The 24,586-nt window shown below is 71.8% G+C and carries 15 protein-coding genes and 1 pseudogene; 5 read left to right on the forward strand and 11 right to left on the reverse strand.

Annotation, left to right across the window (positions count from 1 at the left end; translation table 11 throughout):
• Positions 1-59: 59 nt before the first annotated feature.
• A complete protein-coding gene (gene pyk, locus AC27LF_RS16355; protein WP_479657628.1) occupies positions 60-1,496 on the reverse strand; it encodes a pyruvate kinase in 1,437 nt (478 codons plus the stop codon).
• A gap of 230 nt (positions 1,497-1,726) precedes the next feature.
• Positions 1,727-2,413, reverse strand: coding sequence for an SIMPL domain-containing protein (locus AC27LF_RS16360; protein ID WP_479657629.1), 687 nt, complete (start codon positions 2,411-2,413; stop codon positions 1,727-1,729).
• A gap of 150 nt (positions 2,414-2,563) precedes the next feature.
• Here AC27LF_RS16360 and AC27LF_RS16365 point away from each other — a divergent pair, with 150 nt between their 5' ends.
• Positions 2,564-4,375 carry a bifunctional metallophosphatase/5'-nucleotidase gene (locus AC27LF_RS16365; RefSeq protein ID WP_479657630.1) on the forward strand — a complete coding sequence of 604 codons (1,812 nt, stop codon included), beginning with the start codon at positions 2,564-2,566 and terminating at the stop codon, positions 4,373-4,375.
• A gap of 43 nt (positions 4,376-4,418) precedes the next feature.
• Here the strand turns inward: AC27LF_RS16365 and AC27LF_RS16370 are convergent, their stop codons facing one another.
• The 5 genes from AC27LF_RS16370 to AC27LF_RS16390 form a co-directional block, all read right to left on the reverse strand.
• Positions 4,419-5,831: a lysine N(6)-hydroxylase/L-ornithine N(5)-oxygenase family protein gene (locus tag AC27LF_RS16370; RefSeq protein WP_479657631.1), complete on the reverse strand. Its 1,413-nt coding sequence runs from the start codon at positions 5,829-5,831 to the stop codon at positions 4,419-4,421.
• Positions 5,828-7,186 carry a pyridoxal phosphate-dependent decarboxylase family protein gene (locus tag AC27LF_RS16375; protein ID WP_479657632.1) on the reverse strand — a complete coding sequence of 453 codons (1,359 nt, stop codon included), beginning with the start codon at positions 7,184-7,186 and terminating at the stop codon, positions 5,828-5,830. Before AC27LF_RS16375 ends, AC27LF_RS16370 begins: the two co-directional genes overlap by 4 nt.
• Positions 7,187-7,721: 535 nt before the next feature.
• Positions 7,722-10,223 (reverse strand): aminopeptidase N, encoded by a 2,502-nt coding sequence (gene pepN / locus AC27LF_RS16380; RefSeq protein WP_479657633.1) that lies wholly within the window; start codon positions 10,221-10,223, stop codon positions 7,722-7,724.
• Between the two features lie 66 nt (positions 10,224-10,289).
• Positions 10,290-10,844 carry a response regulator gene (locus AC27LF_RS16385; RefSeq protein WP_479657634.1) on the reverse strand — a complete coding sequence of 185 codons (555 nt, stop codon included), beginning with the start codon at positions 10,842-10,844 and terminating at the stop codon, positions 10,290-10,292.
• A 222-nt stretch (positions 10,845-11,066) separates the two neighbouring features.
• A complete protein-coding gene (locus AC27LF_RS16390; RefSeq protein ID WP_479657635.1) occupies positions 11,067-11,417 on the reverse strand; it encodes a chorismate mutase in 351 nt (116 codons plus the stop codon).
• A gap of 476 nt (positions 11,418-11,893) precedes the next feature.
• Between AC27LF_RS16390 and AC27LF_RS16395 the strand changes: the two genes are divergently transcribed.
• Positions 11,894-12,775, forward strand: coding sequence for a hypothetical protein (locus AC27LF_RS16395; RefSeq protein WP_479657636.1), 882 nt, complete (start codon positions 11,894-11,896; stop codon positions 12,773-12,775).
• Between the two features lie 295 nt (positions 12,776-13,070).
• Here the strand turns inward: AC27LF_RS16395 and AC27LF_RS16400 are convergent, their stop codons facing one another.
• A complete protein-coding gene (locus tag AC27LF_RS16400; protein WP_479657637.1) occupies positions 13,071-13,796 on the reverse strand; it encodes a vWA domain-containing protein in 726 nt (241 codons plus the stop codon).
• A gap of 146 nt (positions 13,797-13,942) precedes the next feature.
• On the opposite strand from AC27LF_RS16400, the gene AC27LF_RS16405 reads away from it, so the two are divergent.
• Complete coding sequence (locus AC27LF_RS16405) at positions 13,943-14,863, forward strand: rhomboid family intramembrane serine protease (RefSeq protein WP_479657638.1); 921 nt, start codon at positions 13,943-13,945, stop codon at positions 14,861-14,863.
• Between the two features lie 21 nt (positions 14,864-14,884).
• On the forward strand, positions 14,885-15,790 hold the full coding sequence (locus AC27LF_RS16410; protein WP_479657639.1) for a chitosanase: 906 nt from the start codon (positions 14,885-14,887) through the stop codon (positions 15,788-15,790).
• Positions 15,791-16,011: 221 nt separating this feature from the next.
• On the opposite strand, the gene AC27LF_RS16415 is transcribed toward AC27LF_RS16410, so the two are convergent.
• The 3 genes from AC27LF_RS16415 to AC27LF_RS16425 form a co-directional block, all read right to left on the reverse strand.
• Complete coding sequence (locus tag AC27LF_RS16415) at positions 16,012-17,472, reverse strand: glutamate synthase subunit beta (protein ID WP_479657640.1); 1,461 nt, start codon at positions 17,470-17,472, stop codon at positions 16,012-16,014.
• Positions 17,465-21,973, reverse strand: a complete 4,509-nt coding sequence (gene gltB, locus AC27LF_RS16420) for a glutamate synthase large subunit (RefSeq protein ID WP_479657641.1) — start codon at positions 21,971-21,973, stop codon at positions 17,465-17,467. The genes AC27LF_RS16415 and gltB overlap by 8 nt, the downstream gene beginning before the upstream one ends.
• A 455-nt stretch (positions 21,974-22,428) precedes the next feature.
• Entirely contained in the window at positions 22,429-23,160 is a 732-nt protein-coding gene (locus AC27LF_RS16425) for a VIT1/CCC1 transporter family protein (RefSeq protein ID WP_479657642.1), read from the reverse strand.
• Positions 23,161-23,400: 240 nt separating this feature from the next.
• Here AC27LF_RS16425 and AC27LF_RS16430 point away from each other — a divergent pair.
• Positions 23,401-24,387: pseudogene (locus tag AC27LF_RS16430) on the forward strand (ADP-ribosylglycohydrolase family protein); the annotation flags it as partial.
• Between the last annotated feature and the right edge of the window lie 199 nt (positions 24,388-24,586).

Below are 24,586 nucleotides of genomic sequence, written 5' to 3' on the forward strand. Positions count from 1 at the left end.
CTTATGAGGGGCCCTTTCGTGTGACCGGGCGCCAAAAAAAGCTGCCGCCGCCGGCTTGGCTATCGGGGGCTGTCGTCCTCGCCGATGTGGTGGACACGCACCATGTTCGTCGTGCCGGAGACGCCGGGCGGGGAGCCCGCCGTGATGACGACGACATCGCCCTTCTGGCAGCGGCCGTACTTCAGGAGCAGTTCGTCGACCTGGGCGACCATGGCGTCGGTGGAGTCGGCGTGCGGCCCCAGGAAGGTTTCGGCCCCCCAGGTGAGGCTGAGCTGGGAGCGGGTCGCGGGCTCCGGGGTGAAGGCCAGCAGCGGGATCGGGGAGCGGTAGCGGGACAGCCGGCGGGCGGTGTCTCCGGACTGGGTGAAGGCGACCAGGAACTTCGCGCCGAGGAAGTCACCCATCTCCGCCGCCGCCCGGGCGACCGCGCCGCCCTGGGTGCGGGGCTTGTTGCGCTCGGTCAGCGGCGGGAGCCCGCCCGCCAGCATGTCCTCCTCGGCCGCCTCGACGATGCGGGCCATGGTGCGGACCGTCTCGACCGCGTACTTGCCGACGCTGGTCTCGCCGGACAGCATCACCGCGTCCGTGCCGTCGATGACGGCGTTCGCGACGTCGCTCGCCTCGGCCCGGGTGGGGCGCGAGTTCTCGATCATCGAGTCCAGCATCTGGGTGGCCACGATGACCGGCTTGGCATTGCGCCTGGCGAGCTTGATGGCGCGCTTCTGGACGATCGGCACCTGCTCCAGGGGCATTTCGACGCCCAGGTCGCCGCGCGCGACCATGATGCCGTCGAAGGCCGCCACGATCCCGTCGATGCCGTCGACGGCCTGCGGCTTCTCGACCTTGGCGATCACCGGCAGGCGCCGGCCCTCCTCGTCCATGATGCGGTGGACGTCCTCGATGTCCCTGCCGCTGCGGACGAAGGACAGCGCGATGACGTCGAAGCCGGTGCGCAGGGCCCAGCGGAGGTCGGCCTCGTCCTTCTCGGAGAGCGCGGGCACGGAGACGGCGACGCCCGGCAGGTTGAGGCCCTTGTGGTCGGAGACCATGCCGCCCTCGACCACCGTGGTGTGCACCCGGGGGCCGTCCACGGAGGTGACCTCAAGGCAGACCTTGCCGTCGTCCACGAGGATGCGCTCACCGGGCGTGACGTCGGCGGCCAGGCCGGAGTAGGTGGTTCCGCACTGGTTGCGGTCGCCCTCGGCGTCCGCCTCCACCGTGATGGTGAAGGTGTCGCCGCGTTCAAGGAGTACCGGTCCTTCGAGGAAGCGGCCGAGGCGGATCTTCGGGCCTTGAAGGTCGGCGAGGAGGCCGACGCTGCGCCCGGTCTCGTCGGCGGCCTTCCGCACGTGTCGGTACCGTTCCTCGTGCTCGGCGTGACCGCCGTGGCTGAGGTTGAATCGGGCGACGTCCATTCCGGCCTCGACCAGGGCCTTGATCTGGTCGTACGAGTCGGTGGCGGGCCCCAATGTACAGACGATCTTTGCTCGGCGCATGCATCGAGCCTAGGGCTTACCGGCGGGTAGAGAATTGGCCGGACGTGACTACTCAACAACCTTTGAGTAAAGGGTCATTGACAACTGTTGAATTGTGCGACCGGGCGCTCTGATGAGCATATGGAACGCCGGGAATGGCCCCGCGGACCGCTCACGGACGGCCGTGGACAATCAGCGGACGGTTACCGACCGTCGCCTTCCCGGACATTCCCGCTCCGCTTCACCGGGGCTCACAGGCGTGGGGGTGTCATCGTGAAGCGGGCGTCGACCTGTGCGTACACGTGCTGCCGCTGGGGTTCCAGGTCGAGCGGAGGCGCGGTGTCCCCCGCGTTCTCCGCCGCCGCGGCGAAGGCCATGGAACGGGCGCGCACGCCGGGGTGGCCGTAGGGCTCGGCGCTCTGCGCGCCGGTGTCGGCGAGTTCGACCAGCGCGGCCAGCGAGGCGCCGAGCGCTTCCGCGTACTCGCGGGCCCGCCGGACCGCCTCGTGCACCGCCTGCCGGCGGGCCTGCCCGTGCACCGGCGAGCCGGGGCGCAGCGCCCACCAGGGGCCGTCGACGCGGGTCAGCTCCAAGTCGGCGAGGCGTGCGGCGAGTTCGCCGAGCGCCGGGAAGTCGGAGAGTTCGGCGGTGAGGTGGACGCTGCCGTGGTAGGCGCGGACGCGCTCGCCCCGGCCGTGTGTCGACAGTTCCGGAGCGATGGACAAAGAGCCCGTCTCCAGGCGTTCCACCGCCTCGCCGTAGGACTTGACGAGGTCGAGGACGGCGGCGTTGCGCCGGGTGAGGTCGTCGAGGGCCGAACGCCGGTCCCGTCCGCGGGCGGTGACGGTGATGCCGATGCGGGCGATCTCCGGGTCGGCTTCCAGATGCGCCTCGCCGCGGACGGCGACGCGGGGCAGCTCGGGCGAGGGAGAGGTCATACGCCCCACTCTGTCACGCCTTTCCCCGGTTGGAACCCAGGAGTTCATCGATGAGGTCACCAGATCGAAACCTCCCGGACCTGTTGCCGTCGGCCGGGCCGGGCCAGAATCTACGCGCGTTGTTGAACCATTCCCCGAGGAGAACGCACGATGCCGCTGAACCGCCGGAAGTTTCTGAAGAAGTCCGCAGCAACCGGAGCGGGAGTGGCGATCGCCGGTGCCGCGGCAGCCCCGGCGCAGGCGTCGGCGTCGCCCGCCCAGGGCACGGCCGGCAAGCGGCCCAAGCGCCACTCGCTGACCGTCATGGGCACCACCGATCTGCACGGGCACGTCTTCAACTGGGACTACTTCAAGGACGCGGAGTACTCCGACACCGCCGGCAACGCGATGGGCCTGGCCCGGGTCTCCACCCTGATCAACCAGGTACGCAAGGAGAAGGGCCGCGAGAACACGCTGCTCCTGGACGCCGGCGACACCATCCAGGGCACCCCGCTGACGTACTACTACGCGAAGGTCGACCCGATCACCGCCAAGGGCGGCCCGGTGCACCCGATGGCCCAGGCGATGAACGCGATCGGCTACGACGCGGCGGCCCTCGGCAACCACGAGTTCAACTACGGCATCGAGACGCTGCGCACGTTCGAGGACCAGCTGCGTTTCCCGCTGCTCGGCGCCAACGCCGTCGACGCGAAGACCCTGAAGCCCGCCTTCCCGCCCTACTTCATCAAGAAGTTCCCGGTGAAGGGCGCCCCGCCGGTCACGGTCGCCGTCCTCGGCCTGACCAACCCGGGCATCGCCATCTGGGACAAGGCGTATGTGCAGGGCAAGCTGAAGTTCCCGGGTCTGGAGGAGCAGGCCGCGAAGTGGGTGCCGAAGCTGCGCTCCATGGGCGCGGACGTCGTGATCGTCTCGGCGCACTCCGGGACGTCCGGCACGTCGTCGTACGGCGACCAGGTGCCGTACGTGGAGAACGCGGCGGTCAACGTGGCCAAGCAGGTGCCGGGCATCGACGCGATCCTGGTCGGGCACTCCCATGTGGAGATCCCGGAGCTGAAGGTCACCAACGAGAAGACCGGCAGGACGGTCGTGCTGTCCGAGCCGCTGTACTTCGCCGAGCGGCTCACCCTGTTCGACGTCGAGCTGGTGTTCGCCAAGGGCCGCTGGACGGTGGAGTCGGTCTCGGCCTCGCTGCGCAACTCCAACACCGTCGCCGACGACCCGAAGATCACCAAGCTGCTGTCCGACGAGCACGCGAAGGTCGTCAAGTACGTCAACCAGGTGGTCGGCACCGCCACCGAGACGCTGACCACGGTCGACGCCCGCTACAAGGACGCGCCGATCATCGACCTCATCAACAAGGTGCAGGAGGACGTGGTCAGGGCCGCGCTCGCGGGCACCGCGTACGCCTCGCTGCCGGTGCTCTCGCAGGCATCGCCGTTCTCCCGCACCTCGGAGATCCCGGCGGGCGAGGTGACGATCCGGGACCTGTCGAGCCTGTATGTGTACGACAACACGCTGGTCGCGAAGCTGATGACGGGCGCCCAGGTGCGGGCGTACCTGGAGTACTCGGCGGAGTACTACGTCCAGACCGCCCCCGACGCGGTGATCGACGTGCAGAAGCTCACCAACGCGGGCGGCCGTCCGGACTACAACTACGACTATGTGTCGGGGCTCCGTTACGACATCGACATCGCCCAGCCGGCCGGTTCGCGGATCAAGAACCTCACCTTCGACGGGGCCGCGCTGGACGACGCGCAGCAGTTCGTGTTCGCGGTGAACAACTACCGGGCCAATGGCGGCGGCGCGTTCCCGCACGTGGCCTCGGCCCAGGAGCTGTGGTCCGAGTCGACGGAGATCCGGACCCGGATCGCGGAGTGGGTGACCGCGAAGGGCGTCCTGGATCCCAAGGACTTCGCGTCGGTCGACTGGAAGCTGACCCGGGCCGGCACGCCGGTGTTCTAGGGCCTTGCGAGCCGGCCCCGGGCACCGGCCCGGGGCCGGCTCGTCAGCTCCGGTCGTCCACGAGCGGGGTCAGTACCCGCGCCTGCCGGGCGGGCGGCACCGGCCTTGCCGGTTCGAGTCCGAAGCTGGTGAAGGCCGTCCGGCCGGGCAGCGGGTAGGTCTCCTTCTTCGTCAGGGAGTTGATGATGGTGGCGCTGCGCCAGGCGGCCAGCCCCAGGTCGGGTGCGCCGACGCCGTGGGTGTGCCGTTCCGCGTTCTGCACATAGGCCGTGCCCGTGACGGACGGGGCGAGCACGAGCCGGAACGCCTCGTCCACCTGGGGGCGGCCGGCGCCGTCGCGGCGCACATGGGGGTCGAGTCCGGCGAGGACGCGGTCCAGCGGGCGTTCCCGGTAGCCGGTCGCGAGGACGACCGCGTCCGTGGTCAGCCGGGAACGGGTGTCCTGCTGGACGTGTTCCAGGTGGAGTTCGATCCGGGTGGTGGCGACACGGCCCGCCGTGCGCACCCGGACTCCGGGGGTGAGCACGGCGTCGGGCCAGCCGCCGTGCAGGCTGCGGCGGTACAGCTCGTCGTGGATGGCGGCGATGGTCTCGGCGTCGATGCCCTTGTGCAGCTGCCACTGGGCGGCGACGAGCCGGTCCCTGACCGGTTCGGACAGGCCGTGGAAGTAACGGCTGTAGTCGGGGGTGAAGTGCTCCAGTCCGAGCTTGGAGTACTCCATGGGCGCGAACGCCTCCGTGCGGCCCAGCCAGTGGAGCCGTTCGCGGCCGGGCGGGCGGTGGCGCAGCAGGTCGAGGAAGACCTCGGCGCCGGACTGCCCGGAGCCGACGACGGTGACATGCCCGGCGGCGAGGAACGCCTCGCGGTGCTCCAGATAGTCGGCGGCGTGCACGACGGGGACGTCGGGCGCCGCCACCAGGGGCTTGAGCGGTTCGGGCACATGGGGGGCGGTGCCGACGCCGAGGACGATGTTCCTGGTGTGGGTGCGGCCCAGAAACTCCGCCTTGCCCTCGGCGTCGAGGCGGGTGTGGTCGACCTCGAAGACGTCCCGTCGGGGATTCCAGCGGACGGCGTCGACCCGGTGGGAGAAGTGCAGTCCGGGAAGGTTCTCGGCGACCCAGCGGCAGTAGGCGTCGTACTCGGCGCGCAGGCTGTGGAAGCGCTCGGCGAAGTAGAAGGGGAAGAGCCGGTCCCGGCTCCTGAGGTGGTTGAGGAAGCTCCACTGGCTGGTCGGGTCGGCGAGGGTCACCAGGTCGGCGAGGAAGGGGACCTGGACGGTCGCGCCCTCGATGAGCAGGCCGGGATGCCAGTCGAAGCCGGGGCGCTGTTCGTAGAAGACGGCGTCGAGTTCGGCGAGCGGGTGGGCGAGGGCGGCGAGGGACAGGTTGAACGGGCCGATGCCGACGCCGACGAGATCGCGGGGAGCTTCGCTCTCGTGGTGTGGGGGGCTGGTCATCTGGGCGTGGTTCCTTCCACGAGTTTCAGGAGGCGGGCCAGTTCGTCCCGGTGGGTGTGGGGGTTGAGGAGGGTGGCCTTCAGCCAGAGGCGGCCGTCGAGGCGGGCGCGCCCGAGCACGGCCCGGCCCTCCGTGAGCAGTCCGCGCCGTACGGCGGCGACGGTCTCGTCGTCCGCTCCGGCGGGCCGGAACAGGACGGTGCTGATGACGGGCCGGTCGTACAGTTCGAAGCCGGGGTGGTCCTGGACGAGGGCGGCGAACTCGCGGGCCCGCGCGCACACCTGGTCGACCAGGGCGCCGAGTCCGCGGCGGCCGAGGGTCTTCAGGGTGACGGCGGTCTTGAGCACATCGGGGCGGCGGGTGGTGCGCAGGGAGCGGCCGAGCAGGTCGGGGAGGCCGGCCTCGGTGTCGTCGTCGGCGTTCAGGTAGTCGGCGCGGTGCTGGAGCGCGGCGAGTTCGCGGGGGCGGGCCACGGCGATCAGGCCCGCGGCGGCCGGCTGCCAGCCGAGTTTGTGCAGGTCGAGGGTGACGGTGTGGGCGGCTTCGAGACCGGCCGACTGCTCGCGGTGCCGGTCGCTGAAGACGAGCGGCCCGCCGTAGGCCGCGTCGATGTGCAGCCGGGCGCCGTGGGCGGAGCACAGTCCGGCGATCTCGGCGAGCGGGTCGATGAGGCCGGCGTCGGTGGTGCCGGCGGTGGCGGCGACCAGCAGGGGGCCCGGGAGCCGGACGACGGCGTCATGGAGCGCGGCCGGGTCGAGGATGCCGCGCGGTGTGGGTACGACCACGGGTTCGGGCAGGCCCAGCAGCCAGGCGGCGCGGGGCAGCGAGTGGTGGGCGTTGGCGCCGCACACGAGCCGGACGCCGCCGCCCCGTGTCTCGCGGGCGAGCAGCAGCGCGAGCTGGTTGGACTCGGTGCCGCCGGTGGTGACGAGGGCGTCGGCCAGGCCGATCTCCTGGGCGAGCCGGCGGGTGACGACGGCTTCCAGCGCGGAGGCGGCGGGCGCCTGGTCCCAGGAGTCCAGGGAGGGGTTGAGGGCGCTCACCGCGAGGTCCGCGGCGGTGGCGACGGCGAGCGGCGGGCAGTGCAGATGGGCCGCGCACAGCGGGTCGGCGGGGTCGGCCGAGCCCTCGGCGAGGGCTCGCACGAGGGTGCGCAGGGCGTCCGGGTCGCCCTCGCCGGGCAGTACGTCCCCCATGGCCTCGGCGATCCGCGCGGCGACCGCCTCGGGGCCGCCAGCGGGCAGCGGACCGCCGCGCGCCCGTGCGCCGTCCCGGAGGGCGTCGAGCACGGTGTCCAGCAACGGCCGCAGGGCGTCGGGCCCTTCGGGGGACGAGGCGAAGGGGGGCGTGTTCATGGGCTCTCCTCCGGGCCGCGGGACAGCGGAACGACCATGTGGCTTCCAGCTTGTACGCGACGGCCCCGACGCGCCCGGGATGCGCGGCGATGGGACCCGAAAGTGGGTACTCCCGTACGGGGAAAATCTGTCGGGTATGTGCCGGCGGCATCGCGGCGCCGATGTCGCCCGACGGTTTCCGGAGGTCCGTGCCCGGCACCGTGTCGTGCGCGGGCGGGAGTTGGGCCCCGCGGTCCGAGACGGCCGTGGCCCGGGCGGGGCCGCTGCACCCGGGCGGACGCCCGCTGTGTGCGAGTCCCCACCTGTGCTCGAAGCGCGGGTCCTTCGCCACCGCCTGCGGTCCAGGCCCAGCGAGGGGCACGCCAGGGCGCCCGAGCCGTACGGCGACTCGGCCGTCCGCTCGTCCCGGGTCGCGCCCACAAGGAGCCCCCGCAGAAAGGCCCGACCTGCGTGTCCCGCGGTCAGCGCGCACCGGCCGAAGGCTCGGCGGCGTGGCGGGTCCATGGCCCCCGGGTGCCGGGTCCTCGTAGGAGAGTTACGCCTTGCGGATGCGCAGGGCCCTGGCGAGGTCGTCGAGTTCGTCGGTGAGCCAGCGGCGCAGGGCGGTGGTCGGCTCGCCGTCGCGCAGGCATGCCTCGCCGAGGGCAAGGTTCTCGGCGTCCACGGCGTGGGCCGGGAAGGCCCAGCGGCCGACGGCGGTGGCGATGGCCGGGCCGCGGCGGGCGGCGACGGCGACCGCGTCGGGGTAGTAGCGCGGCACGTACTCCCTTACCAGATCGGCCTGTTCGGGCTGCCAGAAGCCGCGGGCGGTGGCGATGAACAGGTAGTTCGACAGTTCGGCCCCGCGGTCCGCGGCGAACATCGCCTCCCACGCGGCCCGCTTGGCCTCCGGGTCGGGCAGGGCGGCGCGGCAGCGGGCGGCGCCCTCCTGACCGGTGGCGCTCGGGTCGCGTTCCAGTTCCGCGGCGATGGCGGCCTCGTCGGTGGCGCCGAGCACGGCGAGCCGGCCCAGGATGCGCCAGCGCAGCTCCGGGTCCAGCTCGGGCCCGCCGGGCACGGTGCCGTCGGCGAGCCAGGCGGCGATCGTGTCGGGGTGGGCGGCGACATCGATGAAGTGGCGGACGGCGAGCAGCCGCCGGCCGGGGCTGTCGCCGTCCTCGGTGCGCCGGATGAGGTCACGGCACAGCGAGGAGAGCGTGGCCAGCGCGGCGGGCCGGTCCTCGGGCGTGACGTACCGGCCGGCCACCTGCACGGTGGCGAAGGCGAGGACGCCCTCCACGAGGGCGAGGTCGGTCTCGTGCGGCAGATGGGCGCGGGCGGCGTCCAGGTAGGCGGCGGGCGGGAGTTCGCCGTCGCGGACCGCGTCCCGCAGCGCGTTCCACACGACCGCGCGGGTGAGCGGATCGGGCAGGCGGGACAGTCCCGTGCGCAGCGCGTCGAAGGACTCGGCGTCGAACCGGACCTTGGCGTAGGTCAGGTCGCCGTCGTTGAGGAGCAGCAGCGCGGGCCGCTTGCCGAGGGGGTGCGGCGCGGTCTGCGGTACGTCGAGGTCGACGCGCTCACGCAGCACGAGGCGGCCCTCGTCGGCGAGGTCGTGGTCGTACAGGCCGACGGTGATGCGGTGCGGCCGGCTGCCGTCGCGTGCGACGGTGAGCGCGCAGGTGCCGTCGGCGGCGGGGGCGACGGCCGGGGTGAGGGTGTCGACGCCGGTGGTGCGCAGCCAGGCGTCGGCCCAGGCGTGCACGTCGCGCTCGGTGGCGGTGGCCAGGGAGTCGATGAAGTCGGCAAGCGTGGCGTTGCCGAACCGGTGCCGGGCGAAGTGGGTGTTGATGCCGGCCAGGAAGTCCTTCTCACCGAGCCAGGCGACGAGCTGGCGCAGCGCGGAGGCGCCCTTGGCGTAGGAGATGCCGTCGAAGTTGAGCAGCGCGGCGGCGGTGTCGTCCACGGCCTCGGGGGCGACGGGGTGGGTGGAGGGGCGCTGGTCGGCGTTGTATCCCCAGCCCTTGCGGGCGACGCCGAAGTCGACCCAGGTGTCGGTGAAGCGGGTCGCCTCGGCGGTGGTCTGATAGCCCATGTACTCGGCGAAGGACTCGTTGAGCCAGATGTCGTCCCACCACTTGAGGGTGACGAGGTCGCCGAACCACATGTGGGCCATCTCGTGGGCGATGACCATGGCGCGGGTCTGCCGCTCGGTGTCGGTGACGGCGGAGCGGAAGACGAACTCGTCGCGGAAGGTGACCAGGCCCGGGTTCTCCATGGCGCCGGCGTTGAACTCGGGGACGAACGCCTGGTCGTAGGAGTCGAAGGGGTAGGGTTCCTCGAACTTCTCGTGGTAGCGGTCGAAGCACGCGCGCGTGACGTCGATGATCTCCTCGGCGTCGGCGTCCAGGTGGGGCGCGAGGGAGCGGCGGCAGTGGATGCCGAAGGGCAGTCCGCGGTGCTCGGTGCGCACGGAGTGCCAGGGTCCGGCGGCGACGGCGACCAGGTAGGTGGAGATCAGCGGGGTCGGGGCGGCCCGCCAGCGGCCCGCGCCAAGGTGCTCGGTGATCCCGTTGGCGAGGACGGTCCAGCTCTCGGGGGCGGTGACGGACAGCTCGAAGACGGCCTTCAGGTCGGGCTGGTCGAAGGCCGCGAAGACGCGCTGCACGTCGTCCATGAACAGCTGGGTGTAGACGTACGTCTCGCCGTCGGAGGGGTCGGTGAAGCGGTGCATGCCCTCGCCGGTGCGGGAGTAGTGCATCCGCGCGTCGACGCGCAGTTCGTGCTCGCCCGCGGCGAGGTTCTTCAGCGGCAGCCGGTTCTCGTCCAGCGAGTCCGGGTCGAGGGGCTGTCCGTCGAGCGTGACGGAGCGCAGCTCGGCGGGTTTGACCTCGACGAACGTGTCGGTGTTCGTGGCGTCCGCCCGCACGGAGAACCTGATCGCGGTGCGCGAGCCGAAGGTCGCGTCCCCGGCGGTCAGGTCGAGTTCGATCGTGTAGCGGTGGACGTCGAGGAGCTGTGCTCGGTTGTGCGCTTCGTCGCGCGTGAGTACGGACATGCAGGCCATGCTGCCCGATGCCGCCGACAACACACAGGGGCGGATGCGATATGCGGCTTATGTCCATTATGGGGCAGTGGTGGCCCGCCCGGCGTCGCGTTGCGGCGGTACCCGGCCGTCGGGGTGCGGCCGGACGGCGCGCGGGCCGCGGTCCCCGTCCTGGGCGCGGGCCGCGAGCAGCGCGCGCAGCTCGCGCACCTCTCGTTCCAGGGCGAGGCTGCGCTGGTGGGCAGCGTACAGGTGGCCGACCTTGGTGCGCAGGGCCCATGGGTCGACCGGGGTGCGGACGAGGTCGGCGACCCCGAGCCCCAAGGCGGCCGCGGCCAGTTCGCGGTCCGGGTCGGAGCCGGTGAGCAGGACGACGGGGATGTGCCGGGTCTGTTCCAGGCGGCGTATGCACCGCACCACGTCCAGGCCGTCCGGCCCGTCCGGGCCGTAGGCGCCGGGCGTGCTCACATCGAGCAGGAGGAGGCCGACCCGGCCGCGCAGGACCTGCTTGAGCGCCTGGTCCGAGCTGGTGGCGCGGCCGGTCCTCAGGCCCAGCGGGGCCAGGGCGTGCTCCAGTGCGTACAGCGTGTGCTGGTGGTCGTCGACGATGAGGATCTCGGCGTCCGACGGCATGGCCCCACGTCCCTCCCGCCCGGCAGGCCCACCAGCTTACGCCGGGACACTGACGGGGAGTGCTCGCGGTCTGACCAACCGTGCCCGCGGAAAGGCCGCGACGCGCCGTCGGTCGTCTGCGGCACCGTGGTGGCCGGTGGCGCGGTTCCCCGCGCCCCTTCGGAGCGCAGCCGCGGCATCACCCCAGCCGGCCGGGGCAGCGGGCCGCCGCGTCGCCGGAGATCAGCCCGGCTCGACGGCCTGATGCCTGGCGGTGTCCTCGGCGATGCGCTCGTGGTGTCTGATCACCTCGGCGACGATGAAATTGAGGAACTTCTCAGCGAAGGCCGGGTCCAGCTTGGCGTTCTCGGCGAGGCTGCGCAGCCGGGCGATCTGCCGGGCCTCGCGGGCCGGGTCGGCGGGCGGCAGCCGGTGCACGGCCTTGAGCCGGCCGACCTGCTGGGTGCACTTGAAGCGCTCGGCGAGCATGTGGACGACGGCCGCGTCGATGTTGTCGATGCTGTCGCGCAGCCGGTCGAGTTCCGCGCGCACGGCGGGATCGACGTCACCGGTACCGGTGTTGCTGGTGGTCATGGGGGTTCAGCCTAAGGGGCGGCGGCGAGTTCGATCATCGGCGGATCGCCGGGACCGGGGACCCGGTCGCTCACCTACGGGCCGTGCGTCGGCGAGCCCAAGGGCATCGCCGGCGGCATCCTGCACGAGCGGCAGTGTCTGCACGGAGCACGCGCGCGTGGACTGCGGCGGACGCCTTCGACGACGGGGTGCCTGCGGTGCCCCGCACGGCGCCGCCCGGGGCGGCGCACCGGGACTGTACCGGGGCGCGGTCACGGCCTGCGCGGCGGCGACGCACGGCTCGAACTGCCGGGCTGGACACGCGGACGGCCGCCCCGCACCCGCCCCGCACCCGCCGGGCGCTCGCCGTGCGTGCGGTCGTGCGCTCGCTGTGCGTGCGGTCGTGCCGGGCGGTGACGGGGGGCCGCGGACCGGTGAAAAACGCTCACGCCCGCATACAGTGGATGAGAAGTCGGGGCGTCCTTGGGGGTGACGGCGTGGCGAACGACGGGCCGGTCATGCACGGCTACCCGCATCTGGAGACGGTGCGGGCCGCGATCACCGCGCTGTACCGGCGGCTGTCGTACGACACGATCCAGACCTTCCCGACCAGTGTGGCCCCCGCCGACGTGGCCTTCTGCGACACCGACGATCTGCACCTGGGCGCGCAGCGGGTGGCCGGCGAGATCGTCCGGCACTTCCGGCTGCCGGACGCCCGGGTGATCGTCAGCTTCCGCGAGATGACCCATGCGGCGAACGTCGAACTCGCCGCGGGCCCCGAGTACTTCGTCGAGCTGAACGACCGTTTCCGCACCCATCGGCGGGACATCGGCGCGGCCCTTGCGCACGAGGTCACGCATGTCTATCTGCACCGTCTGGACCTGTCCTTCCCCAGCACGGCGGAGAACGAGATCCTCACGGACACGGCGGCCACGTACCTGGGCGCCGGCTGGCTGCTGCTGGACGCCTTCCGGGAGGACGCGGTGTCGTCCCAGAAGCTCGGCTACCTCACCCCGGAGGAGTTCGGCTACGTCCTGGCCAAGCGCTCCCTGGTCTTCGGCGAGGACCCGTCCGTGTGGTTCACCAGCCCGCAGGCGTACACGGCGTACACCAAGGGACTGGCGCAGGCCCGGCACGACGAACAGCAGCCGCCGCTGACCGCGGCCGGCTGGGCGGGCCGCCGCCGCTACGCCCGCGACCGCCGGCACGCCCACGGGCCGCAGCCCGGCGTGCCCTACACCTTCACCCCCGACGGCGGCGGCCGGCTGCGCGTCTCCTTCCCCTGCCCGACCTGCCAGCAGCGCATCCGGGTACCGGTGAAGGGCCGGGTCCGGGCCCGCTGCGCCCTGTGCCGCACGGTCCTGGACTGCGACACCTGACCCCCCGCCCGCCAACCGCGCCCCCGCCGGAAACCGCCGCCAACCGCCGCCAACGGCAAGCTGCCGGGGCTCCTCGCGGGTCGGTTCCGGCACCGGCCGGTCTGGACATCGCCAGGCCCGGCCCTGCCCGCACCCGCCGGGCGGTGGTGGCCCCGGCGGCACCGGCACCAGCGTTCCAGTCCGGTTCCGGCACGTCTGCTTCCGCCTCGACCGCCGCACACACCCCGGGGGCCTCGCCGAGAATCGGCGCGCCGCCCGCCCCTCCCCCTGCCATGGAGAAGGTCGTTGGGCGGGGTCAGGGTGAGGGGATGACGGCCTGGGATCGGGCTGCGCTCAGCCAGGTGGGGAACTCGCCCAGCAGACGGTCGTACAGGTCGGCGTCGGACACCTTCCGCGGGTCCTGGCCGGCGTGGAAGAAGCCCGCGTTGTCCACCACCCGGCGGTCCGGCACCGCCAGTTCGTCCAGCTTGCGCAGGAAGTCGAACTGGCGGCTGTCCGGGTCGCCGAAGCCGACGAACTGCCAGAACAGCGGCAGCCTGGCCGCCTTGCACAGATAGCGTTCGGCGGCGGGCTTGCTGATCGGGCCGCCGTCGGTCTGGAAGACGACGAGGGCGGGCGCGGTGGAGCCGCTGTCCAGGTAGTGGTCGATGACGGCGTCCATGGCCAGGTGGTAGCTGGTCTTGCCCATGTGCCCGAGCCCGGCGGCGATCCGGCCGATGCGGCCCTGGTGGTCGGCGAGGGCGATCTCGGTGACGGCGTCGACGTCCGTCGAGAAGAACACCACCGGCACCCGGCCGTCGTCGTCGAGGTGCGCGGACAGCCCGAGCACCCGGTCGGCGAGCGCCTGCACACTGCCGTCCTCGTAGTACGGCCTCATCGACCCGGAGTAGTCGACGACGAGGTAGACGGCCGCGCGCAACCCGTCCAGCCCGTGCTTGACGAGGGACACCCCGGCGGTACGGTACGGCTCGACCAGCGCGGGCGCGCTCTCGGTCACCTTGCTGAGACTGATCGCGGCCATGCCGGGCTCCCCCCTCGTGCGGCTCCGGAGGCCGAGACTACGCGATCTTCCACCCCCGCTTTTTCCTCCCGCCCCCGCGGTTCGCTATTTTGTTCGCCGCCGTCCCCACCGGCTCGTCCCATGCCCATGATCTTGAGGAGCCGGCCGTGGCCGCCGAGTCCGCCGTCACCACCTGCTACCGCCACCCCAGGGTGGAGTCGCATGTGCGCTGCACCCGCTGCGATCGCTACATCTGCCCGGCCTGCATGCGGGAGGCCGCCGTCGGCCACCAGTGCGTGGACTGCGTACGCGAGGGCGCCCGGTCGATACGGCAGGCACGGACCGCGTTCGGCGGCCGGATCACCACGGTGCCGGTCGTCACCGGTGTCCTCATCGGCCTCAACGTCCTCGCCTACCTCGCCGAACTGGTACGCCCCGGGGTCGTGGACCGGTTCGGGATGCTGGGGCGCGGGCTCGTGGGCGGCGACGGCACGCACTATCTGTGGCAGTACCCGTACGGCCCCGACGTGCACGCGGAGGGGCTTGCCGGAGGCGAGTGGTACCGGCTGCTGACCGGGGCGTTCCTGCATCTGCCGGCCACGGAGACGCCGTTCGGCATCCTGCACATCGTGCTGAACATGGTGTCCCTGTGGAGCCTCGGCCGGGTGGTCGAGGCCCAGTTGGGCCGCGTCCGCTTCGTCGCCCTGTATCTGCTCTCGGCGCTCAGCGGCTCCGTACTGGTGCTGCTGATCGCCCCGGACACGCTGACGGTCGGCGCGTCCGGCGCGATCTTCGGACTCGGTGCCGCCTACTACGTGATGGCCCGCCGCCTGGGCTACGACATGAACGCCGTCAACCGCTACATGGTGGGGCTGCTGCTGTGGCTGGTGATCTCCGCGGGGTTCGCGTCCTGGCAGGGGCACCTCGGCGGTCTGCTGGCGGGCGGCACGCTGACGCTCGCCTACGCGTACGCGCCGCGGGACGGCCGGCGCACCCTGGTGCAGGCGGGCGCGGGCATCGCCGTGCTGGTCCTGCTGGTGGTGTTGACCTGGGCGAAGGTCTCGGAACTGACGGGAGGGGCGGCCTGATACGGGCCGTACGGTGATGTCATGAAACGAGCCGGAATTCTGCTGTTCGCGGCCGTCCCGGTGATCGTCACGGCGGTGGTGTACGTGGCCACGCCGGGCGACTCGGGTCCCTCCTCGTCCCAGCCCGCCTCCGCCGCGGCCCAGGCCCGCACGGACGCCAAGGCGCGGGCCGAGCGGTCGGAGAAGTCCCAGGACGACGAGGTGATCGCGGACGCCCCGCCGGGCCTTGCCGCGCCGGGGAAGAAGGAGCTGGCGCAGCAGCTCGTGGCGAGCGCCGAGAACTCCACGCTGGACTGGCGCAGTACGTACGGCTACATCGAGGACATCGGCGACGGGCAGGGCTACACCGCGGGCATCATCGGCTTCTGCACCGGCACGCACGATCTGCTCACCCTGGTGGAGCGCTACACCAAGGCGCACCCGGACAACGGTCTCGCCGGCTATCTGCCCGCGCTGCGCAAGGTCGACGGCACGGACTCGCACGAGGGCCTCGACCCCGGCTTCACCGCCGCCTGGAAGGCGGAGTCGAAGCGCCCGGCCTTCCGTGCGGCTCAGGACTCCGAGCGTGACCGTGCCTACTTCGACCCCGCCGTCCGCCTCGCCAAGCTGGACGGACTGGGCACGCTGGGCCAGTTCATCTACTACGACGCGATGGTCTTCCATGGGCCCGGCACCGGTCCGGACGGCTTCTACGGCCTGCGTGAACGTGCCCTCAAGGAGGCCGACACCCCTGCGGAGGGGGGTAGCGAGAAGGCGTACCTCGACATCTTCCTGGACGTCCGCCGCAAGGCCATGCGGGTCAAGCGGCCGGGGATCGACACCAGTCGCATCGACACGGCTCAGCGGCAGTTTCTCTACGACGGCAACATGGGGCTGCGTCGGCCTTTGCGGTGGCGGGTGTACGGGGAGTTGTACGAGGTGCGGTGACCTGGCCGTGGCGTGACGTGTCGTGTCGTTCTTTGTCTGCGGGTGCGTCGTGGCTGGGCGCGCCCGCGCGGCGGAGCCGCACATTGACACAGCCCCGCGCCCCATTGGGGCGCTCCATCGGGCCCGGGGCCTCATGAGAAAGTGGCGGCGCCTGCCCTGGGTCCGGTCGGGGACTGGGCAGGCGCCGTCGGTGTTCCGTACGCCTTTGTACGGGACGTCTGTCAGCCCAGGGCGCGGTCCGTCGGGCGGATCGGGGCCGGCAGGTCGCTCGCGCCGGTCAGGAAGCGGTCGACGCCCTTGGCGGCCGAGCGGCCCTCGGCGATCGCCCACACGATGAGCGACTGCCCGCGGCCGGCGTCACCGGCGACGAAGACGCCCGGGACATTGGTCTGGAAGTCGGCGTCGCGGGCGATGTTGCCGCGCTCGTCCAGCTCAAGGCCGAACTGCTCGACCAGGCCGTTGTCCCGGTCGGTGCCGGTGAAGCCCATGGCGAGCGTGACGAGTTGGGCGGGGATACGGCGCTCCGTGCCCGGCTTCTGGGTCAGCCTGCCGTCGACGAACTCGACCTCGGCGAGGTGCAGCCACTGCACCTGGCCGTCCTCGTCGCCCTCGAAGTGGGTGGTGGACGCCGAGTAGATGCGCTCGCCGCCCTCCTCGTGGGCCGAGGTGACCTTGTAGAGGATCGGGAAGGTCGGCCAGGGCTGGGCGACCTTGTCCCGCTCGTCGTTGGGGCGGGGCATGATCTCCAGCTGGGTGACGGAAGCCGCGCCCTGGCGGTGGGCGGTGCCCACGCAGTCCGCGCCGGTGTCGCCGCCGCCGATCACCACGACGTGCTTGCCCTTCGCCGAGATCGGCGCGGTGACGTAGTCGCCCTCCTGGACCTTGTTGGCCAGCGGCAGGTACTCCATCGCCTGGTAAATGCCCTTGAGTTCACGGCCGGGCACCGGCAGATCGCGGGCGGTGGTGGCGCCGGCGGCGATGACGACGGCGTCGTACCGCTTGCGCAGGTCCGTCGCCTTCAGGTCGCGGCCGATCTCGACGCCGGTGCGGAACCGGGTGCCCTCCGCGCGCATCTGCTCGATACGGCGGTTGATGTGCCGCTTCTCCATCTTGAACTCGGGGATGCCGTAGCGCAGCAGGCCACCGATGCGGTCGGCGCGTTCGTAGACGGCGACGGTGTGGCCGGCCCGGGTCAGCTGCTGGGCGGCGGCCAGGCCCGCGGGGCCCGAGCCGATCACGGCGACCGTCTTGCCGGACAGTCGCTCGGGCGCCTGCGGCCGGACGTCACCGGCGTCCCACGCCTTATCGATGATCGAGACCTCGACGTTCTTGATGGTGACCGGCGGCTGGTTGATGCCGAGTACGCACGCCGACTCGCAGGGCGCCGGACACAGCCGCCCGGTGAACTCCGGGAAGTTGTTGGTGGCGTGCAGCCGCTCCGAGGCGGCGGACCAGTCCTCGCGGTAGGCGTAGTCGTTCCACTCGGGGATCAGGTTTCCGAGCGGGCAGCCGTTGTGGCAGAACGGGATGCCGCAGTCCATGCACCGGCTGGCCTGCTTGCTGATGATGGGCAGCAGCGAGCCGGGGACGTAGACCTCGTTCCAGTCCTTGACGCGCTCGCTGACGGGACGGGTCTCGGCGATCTGACGGCCGTGGTTGAGGAAGCCCTTCGGGTCAGCCATTGATCGCCGCCTCCATCATCTTCTCGTGGGTCTCGGTCTCGGAGAGACCGGCTCGCTCGGCGGCGTCCTTGGCGGCGAGCACTGCCTGGTACGTGCTGGGGATGATCTTGGTGAAGCGGTCGGCCGCGGTGTCCCACTCGGCCAGCAGCTTCTCGGCGACCGTCGAGCCGGTCTCCTCCTGGTGGCGGCGCACCACGTCGTGCAGCCACTGCTTGTCCGTCTCGTCCAGCGGCTGGATCGCGCCCAGGTTGCCCGCGTTGACGTGGTCGCGGTTCAGGTCGATGACGTAGGCGACGCCGCCGGACATGCCGGCCGCGAAGTTGCGGCCCGTCTCGCCGAGGACGACCGCGTGACCGCCGGTCATGTACTCGCAGCCGTGGTCGCCCACGCCCTCGGCGACCACCAGCGCACCGGAGTTGCGCACGCAGAACCGCTCGCCGGTGCGACCGCGCAGGAACAGCTCGCCGCCGGTCGCGCCGTAGGCGAGGGTGTTGCCCGCGATCGTGGAGAACTCGGCGAGGTGGTCGGCGCCGCGGTCCGGGCGCACGATCACCCGTCCACCGGACAGTCCCTTGGCGACGTAGTCGTTGGCGTCGCCCTCCAGGCGGAGGGTGACGCCGCGCGGCAGGAACGCGCCGAAGGACTGGCCGGCCGAGCCGGTGAAGGTGATGTCGATCGTGTCGTCGGGCAGACCTGCGCCGCCGAACTTCTTCGTCACCTCGTGGCCGAGCATGGTGCCGACCGTGCGGTTGATGTTGCGGATGGGGACCTGCGCGCGCACCGGCTGGGCGTCGGTGGCGCTGGACGCGGCGAGGGCGTCGGCGGCGAGCTTGATCAGCTCGTTGTCCAGGGCCTTGGCCAGGCCGTGGTCCTGCTCGACGGCCTGGTGGCGCACCGCGCCCGCGGGCAGGTCGGGCACGTGGAACAGCGGCTCCAGGTCCAGGCCCTGCGCCTTCCAGTGGTCGACGGCCCGGCTGACGTCAAGCGCCTCGGCGTGGCCGACGGCCTCCTCGATGGAGCGGAAACCCAGCTCGGCCAGGAGTTCGCGGACCTCCTGGGCGATGAACTCGAAGAAGTTCACCACGTGCTCGGCCTTGCCGGCGAACCGCTCCCGCAGGGTCGGGTTCTGGGTGGCGATGCCGACCGGGCAGGTGTCCAGGTGGCAGACGCGCATCATGACACAGCCGGAGACGACGAGCGGCGCGGTCGCGAAACCGAACTCCTCGGCGCCGAGCAGCGCGGCGATCACCACGTCGCGGCCGGTCTTCAGCTGGCCGTCGGTCTGCACCACGATCCGGTCGCGCAGGCCGTTGAGCAGCAGGGTCTGCTGGGTCTCGGCGAGGCCCAGCTCCCAGGGGCCGCCCGCGTGCTTGAGCGAGGTCAGCGGGGAGGCGCCGGTGCCGCCGTCGTGCCCGGAGATCAGGACCACGTCCGCGTGCGCCTTGGAGACGCCCGCGGCGACCGTGCCGACGCCGACCTCGGACACCAGCTTCACATGGATCCGCGCGGCCGGGTTGGCGTTCTTGAGGTCGTGGATCAGCTGGGCCAGGTCCTCGATGGAGTAGATGTCGTGGTGCGGCGGCGGCGAGATCAGGCCGACGCCGGGGGTGCTGTGCCGGGTCTTGGCCACCCACGGGTACACCTTGTGGCCGGGCAGCTGGCCGCCCTCGCCGGGCTTGGCGCCCTGGGCCATCTTGATCTGGATGTCATCGGCGTTGACCAGGTACTCGGAGGTCACGCCGAAACGGCCGGAGGCGACCTGCTTGATCGACGAGCGGCGCGCCGGGTCGTACAGGCGCTCCGGGTCCTCGCCGCCCTCACCGGTGTTGGACTTGCCGCCCAGCCGGTTCATGGCGATGGCAAGCGTCTCGTGCGCCTCGCGGGAGATGGACCCGTACGACATGGCGCCGGTGGAGAAGCGCTTGACGATCTCGCTGACCGGCTCGACCTCGTCGACGGGGACCGGCTGCCGGTCCGCGGCGAAGCCGAACAGCCCGCGCAGCGTCATCAGGCGCTCGGACTGCTCGTTCACGCGCGCGGTGTACTTCTTGAAGACGTCGTAGCGGCCGGTGCGCGTGGAGTGCTGGAGGCGGAAGACCGTCTCGGGGTCGAACAGGTGCGGCTCGCCCTCGCGGCGCCACTGGTACTCGCCCCCGATCTCCAGGGCGCGGTGCGCGGGGGCGATGCCGGAGGCCGGGTAGGCCTTGGCGTGCCGGGCGGCGACCTCCTCGGCGACGACGTCGATGCCGACGCCGCCGATCTTGGTGGCGGTGCCGTTGAAGTACTTCTCGACGAAGCCCTCGTCGAGGCCGACGGCCTCGAAGACCTGGGCGCCGCGGTAGGAGGCGACGGTCGAGATGCCCATCTTGGACATGACCTTCAGGACGCCCTTGCCGAGCGCGTAAATCAGGTTGCGGATGGACTGCTCGGTCTCCATTCCGGGCAGGAAGGTGCCCGCGCGGACCAGGTCCTCCACGGACTCCATCGCCAGGTACGGGTTGACCCCGGCGGCGCCGTAGCCGATGAGCAGGGCCACATGGTGGACCTCGCGGACGTCGCCGGCCTCGACCAGCAGGCCCACGTGGGTGCGCTGCTTGGTGCGGATGAGGTGGTGGTGGACGGCCGCGGTGAGCAGCAGCGAGGGGATCGGGGCGTGCTCGGCGTCCGAGTGGCGGTCCGACAGGACGATCAGCCGGGCGCCGTTGCCGATGGCGGCGTCGGCCTCGGCGCAGATCTCGTCGATGCGGGCGGCCAGCGCGTCGCCGCCGCCGCCGACCCGGTACAGACCGGAGAGGGTCGCGGCCTTGAAGCCCGGCAGGTCGCCGTCGGCGTTGATGTGGATGAGCTTGGCCAGCTCGTCGTTGTCGATGACCGGGAAGGGCAGCACGACGGAGCGACAGGACGCGGCGTTCGGGTCGAGCAGATTGCCCTGCGGGCCCAGCGCGGAGCGCAGCGAGGTGACCAGTTCCTCGCGGATGGCGTCCAGCGGCGGGTTGGTGACCTGCGCGAACAGCTGGGTGAAGTAGTCGAACAGCAGACGCGGGCGCTCGGACAGGGCGGCGATGGGCGAGTCGGTGCCCATGGAGCCGATGGGCTCGGCGCCGGTCTTGGCCATCGGGGCGAGCAGGACGCGCAGCTCTTCCTCGGTGTAGCCGAAGGTCTGCTGGCGGCGGGTGACCGAGGCGTGGGTGTGCACGATGTGCTCGCGCTCGGGCAGGTCGCCCAGCTCGATCTCGCCGGCCTCCAGCCAGTCGGCGTAGGGCTGCTCGGCGGCGAGGGTCGCCTTGATCTCGTCGTCCTCGATGATGCGGTGCTCGGCGGTGTCGACGAGGAACATGCGGCCGGGCTGCAGCCGGCCCTTGCGGACCACCTTGGCGGGGTCGATGTCGAGGACGCCGACCTCGGAGCCGAGGACGACGAGGCCGTCGTCGGTGACCCAGTAGCGGCCGGGGCGCAGTCCGTTGCGGTCGAGTACGGCGCCGACCTGGGTGCCGTCGGTGAAGGTGACGCAGGCCGGGCCGTCCCAGGGCTCCATCATGGTGGCGTGGAACTGGTAGAAGGCGCGCCGGGCCGGGTCCATGGAGGCGTGGTTCTCCCATGCCTCCGGGATCATCATCAGCACGGAGTGCGGCAGCGAGCGGCCGCCGAGGTGCAGCAGTTCCAGCACCTCGTCGAAGGAGGCGGAGTCGGAGGCGCCGGGCGTGCACACCGGGAAGACGCGCTCCAGGTTTCCGTCGCCGAACAGGTCGGAGGCCAGCCGGGACTCGCGGGCGCGCATCCAGTTGCGGTTGCCCTGGACGGTGTTGATCTCACCGTTGTGCGCGACGAAGCGGTACGGGTGCGCGAGCGGCCACGACGGGAAGGTGTTGGTGGAGAACCGGGAGTGCACGAGCGCGATCGCGGTGGCGAAGCGGCGGTCGGACAGGTCGGGGAAGAACGGTTCGAGCTGTCCGGTGGTCAGCATGCCCTTGTACACGATCGTGCGCGCGGACAGCGACGGGAAGTACACGTCTGCCTCGCGCTCGGCGCGCTTGCGCAGCACGAACGCCTTGCGGTCCAGCGCGATGCCCTCGCTGGCGTTGTCGGTGACGAAGAGCTGCCGGAAGACCGGCATGGTCGAGCGGGCGGTGGCGCCCAGCAGATCGGGGGCGACCGGGACCTCGCGCCAGCCGAGGATCGTCAGCCCCTCCTCGTGGGCGATCGTCTCGATCTGTGAGACGGCCTCGGCGGTGTGCTCCTCGGGCAGGAAGGCGATGCCGACGGCGTACGCCCCGGCCGCGGGGAGTTCGAATCCGGCCACCTCGCGGAAGAAGGCGTCCGGCACCTGGGAGAGCAGTCCCGCGCCGTCGCCGGAGTCGGGCTCGGAGCCGGTGGCACCGCGATGCTCCAGGTTGCGCAGAACCGTGAGCGCCTGCTCGACCAGCACATGGCTCGCCTCGCCGGTGAGGGTGGCCACGAAGCCGACGCCACAGGCGTCGTGCTCGTTGCGGGGGTCGTACATACCCTGCGCAGCAGGGCGAGCATCCATGAACGACCAGTTCCGGCCATTCGTGGAATGCTGGGACGGCTGGCGCGGTGTACGCATCGGCTCTCCCGTCGTCGTCATCTGGCATATGCGGCTGCCGAGGGACGACGCTGGCCCTCTGCGTGAGTGCAAAATTTCGTGCAGGTTACATGATGGAACGGTGCTCGGGAATATGCTCCGTTCCAGCATGCGGACGTCGCCGGGGTGCGCGACAGAGCGCCGCGCACGGCGGCGGAAGTATGTGGGGGCCGGCGCGGACAGATCCATGTCCATCGGCCCGAAGGGGGGCGGGAGGGGCGTCCTCGCTCATCCCGCGGATGCGCCGTAGGCGTCTTTGCCCACAGCGCTTACGGCTCATGCCCAGCGGTTAAGCATTCGAAACCAGTGGGTAACAGCTGCTCATGCGGCCCGGCGCATGGGTGCCAGCCGCACTATCCTACGGCGGTTCCGAACAAACTGCCCAGGGCGAAGGTCACACCGGCCGCCGCGCCACCGAGGGCGAGCTGCCGCAGACCGCTGAACCACCAGCTGCGGGCGGTCACCTTGGCGACCACGGCGCCGCAGCCGAACAGCCCGATGAGGGCCAGCACCAGGGCCGGCCACAGCGCGGTCGCGCCCAGCAGGTACGGCAGGACGGGCAGCAGGGCGCCCAGCGCGAACGAGCCGAACGAGGAGACCGCCGCGACCAGCGGCGACGGCAGGTCGCCCGGGTCGACGCCCAGCTCCTCCCGGGCGTGTATCTCCAGGGCCTGCTCGGGGTCCCGGGACAGCTGCCGGGCGACCTCGCGGGCCAGCTCCGGCTCGACGCCCCGCGTCTCGTAGAGCGCCGCCAGTTCCGCCTCCTCGTCCTGCGGATGCCGGCGCAGCTCCCGCCGCTCGACGTCCAGCTCGGCCTCGACCAGTTCGCGCTGCGAGGCGACGGAGGTGTACTCGCCGGCCGCCATGGAGAAGGCGCCGGCGGCGAGGCCCGCGAGCCCCGTGATGACGATGGTCTGGTGGCCGACCGCGCCGCCCGCCACACCGGTGATCAGGGCGAGGTTGGAGACCAGGCCGTCCATCGCGCCGAACACGGCGGGGCGCAGCCAGCCGCCGTTCACGTCCCGGTGCGTGTGATTGTCCCGATGGGCCTCGTGCAGCGCGGCCTCGGTGTCGATGATGGCCATAGGGGTCCCCCCAGGAGCTTAGTTGGACGGGTTCTACTTTTTGACAACAGCGAATCTACGCCTTTGATTTCCGTCCCGCCAGCAAGGAAAGGCTGGGCTAACCTGCGGCTTTACCTTTTTTGCTCAAACGTGCGGGGTGCTGCGCATATGTCGACCGGGTGATGCTGAGGCCATCGGTGCTCGCGCCGACCGCTCCGGTGGCAGACATCCGCAAAAGCCGCCCCACGAAGAGAGCCGCCCATGGCATCGATCGCCCGCATCCCGTCGGTCCCGTCCCCCGGGGACGCCACCGAACTCCGCGACCGGGCGCGCGGCGCGCTGCTCGGCCTGGCGGTGGGAGACGCGCTCGGAGCCCCGGCGGAGAACCTGAAGCCCTCGGAGATCCGGGCCCGCTGGGGCCGTATCACGGGCTACGTCGTCGAACGGCCGGCCGGCACCGACGACACCGAGTACGCGATCTTCTCGGGGCTGCTGCTCGCCCGGCACGGCTGCGCGCTCACCCCGGAGCATGCGGAGGCGGCCTGGCACGAGTGGATCGCGAACCGGCACGAGGGGCCCTTCCGGGGAGCGGGGTTCAGCGAGCGGGGCACGCTGGAGAACCTGCGCCGGGGGCTGGCCGCGCCCATCTCCGCGCAGCACCGCCACGCCTGGAGCGACGGCCTCGCGATGCGGGCCGCCCCCTTCGGGGTGTTCGCTGCGGGCCGCCCCGCCGAGGCGGCCCGGCTGGTGGCGATCGACGGCTCGGTCAGCCATGACGGCGAGGGCATCTACGGCGGGCAGGCGGTGGCCGCCGGGGTGGCAGCGGCCATGGCGGGGGCGCCGGTCAGCGCGGTGGTCGCCGCCGCGCTCGCCGTCGTCCCCGACGACTCGTGGACGGCCCGCTCGCTGCGCCGGGCGGTCGCCGTCGCCCACCGCGGCGAACGCGCGGTCCGCTCCGCGGTCGTCGTCGGCGGCTACCCCTGGACCGACCTCGCCCCCGAGGCGGTGGCCCTCGCCTTCGGGGCGTACGCGTCCGCCGACGGCGACTTCCGGCGGGCCGTCCTGACGGCGGTCAACATGGGCCGGGACGCCGACACCACGGCCGCCGTGGCGGGCGCGCTGGCCGGCGCGACCGAGGGCGCCGGCGCCGTACCGTCCGACTGGGCGGCGGCGATCGGTCCGGCTCGCGGCAGCTGCCTGCCGTCCATGGCGGGCCACCATGTACTCGACGTGGCGGACCTCCTGGTCGAACACGCCCCGGCTCCCCCGGCCCGGGAGACACCGGAACTCCTGCTCGGGCAGGCACCGGAATTCCTGCTCGGGCAGGCAGCGAAACTCCTGGTCGAGGAAGCGCCGGGTCCCGCGGCCAGGCAGGCACCGGAACTCCCGGTCCGGGACGCACCGGAACCCTTGGCCGGACAGACACCGGAACTCCCGGTCCTGGACG

The sequence above is a fragment of the Streptomyces diversicolor genome (genome assembly GCF_057537855.1).

What these genes read in the sequence shown, in the direction of transcription:
- pyk (WP_479657628.1), bottom strand. Translation starts at nt 1,496, where the DNA reads ATGCGCCGAGCAAAGATCGTCTGTACATTGGGGCCCGCCACCGACTCG.
- AC27LF_RS16360 (WP_479657629.1), bottom strand. Translation starts at nt 2,413, where the DNA reads ATGACCTCTCCCTCGCCCGAGCTGCCCCGCGTCGCCGTCCGCGGCGAG.
- AC27LF_RS16365 (WP_479657630.1), top strand. Translation starts at nt 2,564, where the DNA reads ATGCCGCTGAACCGCCGGAAGTTTCTGAAGAAGTCCGCAGCAACCGGA.
- AC27LF_RS16370 (WP_479657631.1), bottom strand. Translation starts at nt 5,831, where the DNA reads ATGACCAGCCCCCCACACCACGAGAGCGAAGCTCCCCGCGATCTCGTC.
- AC27LF_RS16375 (WP_479657632.1), bottom strand. Translation starts at nt 7,186, where the DNA reads ATGAACACGCCCCCCTTCGCCTCGTCCCCCGAAGGGCCCGACGCCCTG.
- pepN (WP_479657633.1), bottom strand. Translation starts at nt 10,223, where the DNA reads ATGTCCGTACTCACGCGCGACGAAGCGCACAACCGAGCACAGCTCCTC.
- AC27LF_RS16385 (WP_479657634.1), bottom strand. Translation starts at nt 10,844, where the DNA reads ATGCCGTCGGACGCCGAGATCCTCATCGTCGACGACCACCAGCACACG.
- AC27LF_RS16390 (WP_479657635.1), bottom strand. Translation starts at nt 11,417, where the DNA reads ATGACCACCAGCAACACCGGTACCGGTGACGTCGATCCCGCCGTGCGC.
- AC27LF_RS16400 (WP_479657637.1), bottom strand. Translation starts at nt 13,796, where the DNA reads ATGGCCGCGATCAGTCTCAGCAAGGTGACCGAGAGCGCGCCCGCGCTG.
- AC27LF_RS16410 (WP_479657639.1), top strand. Translation starts at nt 14,885, where the DNA reads ATGAAACGAGCCGGAATTCTGCTGTTCGCGGCCGTCCCGGTGATCGTC.
- AC27LF_RS16415 (WP_479657640.1), bottom strand. Translation starts at nt 17,472, where the DNA reads ATGGCTGACCCGAAGGGCTTCCTCAACCACGGCCGTCAGATCGCCGAG.
- gltB (WP_479657641.1), bottom strand. Translation starts at nt 21,973, where the DNA reads ATGTACGACCCCCGCAACGAGCACGACGCCTGTGGCGTCGGCTTCGTG.
- AC27LF_RS16425 (WP_479657642.1), bottom strand. Translation starts at nt 23,160, where the DNA reads ATGGCCATCATCGACACCGAGGCCGCGCTGCACGAGGCCCATCGGGAC.